Source organism: Mesorhizobium sp. M1312, from assembly GCF_040318115.1.
Taxonomy (GTDB): domain Bacteria; phylum Pseudomonadota; class Alphaproteobacteria; order Rhizobiales; family Rhizobiaceae; genus Mesorhizobium.
Map to the genome: position 1 here is coordinate 1 of NZ_JAMYLQ010000090.1, position 1647 is coordinate 1647.

General features: G+C 62.6%; 3 protein-coding genes. All 3 read right to left on the bottom strand.

Annotation, left to right across the window (positions count from 1 at the left end; genetic code table 11):
- Nucleotides 1-1027 (bottom strand): recombinase family protein (locus tag NKH36_RS34620; protein ID WP_352966296.1); only part of this gene is annotated, 1027 nt, incomplete at its 3' end.
- A complete protein-coding gene (locus tag NKH36_RS34625) occupies nt 1024-1470 on the bottom strand; it encodes a DUF2924 domain-containing protein (protein ID WP_352966298.1) in 447 nt (148 codons plus the stop codon). The genes NKH36_RS34620 and NKH36_RS34625, both read right to left, overlap by 4 nt.
- On the bottom strand, nt 1467-1647 hold a 181-nt coding region (locus NKH36_RS34630), incomplete at its 5' end, for a hypothetical protein (protein ID WP_352966300.1). The genes NKH36_RS34625 and NKH36_RS34630, both read right to left, overlap by 4 nt.

The window sequence follows — 1647 nt, forward strand, 5'->3', positions numbered from 1 at the left end:
TCTCGCCTGCCGGCACACGGCGGACCGGGCATGTCTCCGGTCCGAGCTTCTGCACGCTCGTGGTGACGTAGTAGCGGTAGAGCTTTCCCTTCTTGCGCGTGTGGGCCGGTGTCATGGCGTAGCCGCTCGGAGCAAAGATCAGACCCTTCAGCAAGGCTGGCGTCTGCCTGCGGCTCTGTCCGGCCCGCTTGCTCGGGCTTTCCGCCACGATCGAGCGGACCTTGTCCCAAAGGTCCTGGCTGATGATAGGCTGATGCTCGCCGGGATAGCTGGCGCCCTTGTGGACGGCGTCGCCGATATAGACCCTGTTCGAGAGGAGCTTGTAGAGCAGGCCTTTGTCGAAGGCCTTCCCGTTCTTGCGCCGGAGACCCTCCGCATTCAACGTTCGCGCCAGGATGGTTGCCGAACCGATCTGCAGGAATCGCTCGAAGATCGAGCGCACAATGGCTGCCTCATCCCCTTGGATCAAAAGCTTGCGGTTCTCGACCCGGTAGCCGAATGGAACGTTGCCACCCATCCACATGCCCTTTCGCCTGGATGCAGCGAACTTGTCCCTGATGCGCTCGCCGATGACCTCGCGCTCGAACTGGGCGAAGGAAAGCAGGATGTTCAGCGTCAGCCGGCCCATGGAGGTCGTGGTGTTGAAGCTCTGGGTGATCGATACGAAGGTGACGTTGTTCGCCTCGAACAGCTCGACCAGCCGGGAAAAGTCGGTGAGCGCCCGCGAGAGCCGGTCGATTTTGTAGACCACCACCACGTCGACCAGGCCGGCATCGACATCGCGCAGCAGCCGCTTCAGGCCGGGGCGTTCCAGCGTGGCGCCGGAGATACCGCCATCGTCATACCGATCAGGCACCAGAACCCATCCCTCAGCCCGCTGGCTGGCGACGTAGGCTTCACAGGCCTCTCGCTGGGCGTCGAGGGAGTTGAACTCCATGTCGAGCCCCTCCTCCGAGGACTTTCGCGTATAGACGGCGCAGCGCAGCTTTCGCACCACCTGCTTTTTATCGGGTGAGTGCACGTTCATTGCGCCCTCCCCCTCTGGCTCTTCAGGCCGAAAAAGACCAGGCCGTTCCAGCGTGTGCCGGTGATTGCGCGGGCGATTGCCGAGAGCGATTTGTAGGGCCTGCCATCATATTCGTAGCTGTCGGCCAGGACCGTCGCGCAATGCTCCACCCCCTGCCATTCGCGCATCAGCCTGGTGCCGGCGATGGGTCGGTTATCAGAGCGGGTACCGCGCTCGCGCGAGCGGGGCTCTAGATCTTCGGCCAGTGCAGCCAGCCGCTTCAGCGTCTCCGGCTTCAGCCCGCCATAGGCGAGTTCCTGTACCCGGTAGGCCAGCCTGCTCTCCAGGAATTTGCGATTGTAGGGCGGCGGCTCCGCGGCGAAGAGATCGCGCCACATTCCTTTGAGCGCAACAATGTCCATTGTTCTAATCGCTGCCAACCTGCCTGTCACTTGCTCTGTCATGCCCCGCTCTCCACTGGTTCGAGTTCGGTTGCATGACCGCTCTGGTTGGCGGTGAAGTCCACGAAACTATTCTCCCGCTCGCCAGATACTCTGCTTGACTGTCGCGCCCGAAGACGCATGACGCCGGCGGCCAGAATGCTGGCGATTTCCGCGAGGCGCTCGGCGGAGCTCATCCGA

Coding starts and splice junctions, on each gene's coding strand:
- NKH36_RS34625 (WP_352966298.1), bottom strand. CDS start 1,470: ATGACAGAGCAAGTGACAGGCAGGTTGGCAGCGATTAGAACAATGGAC.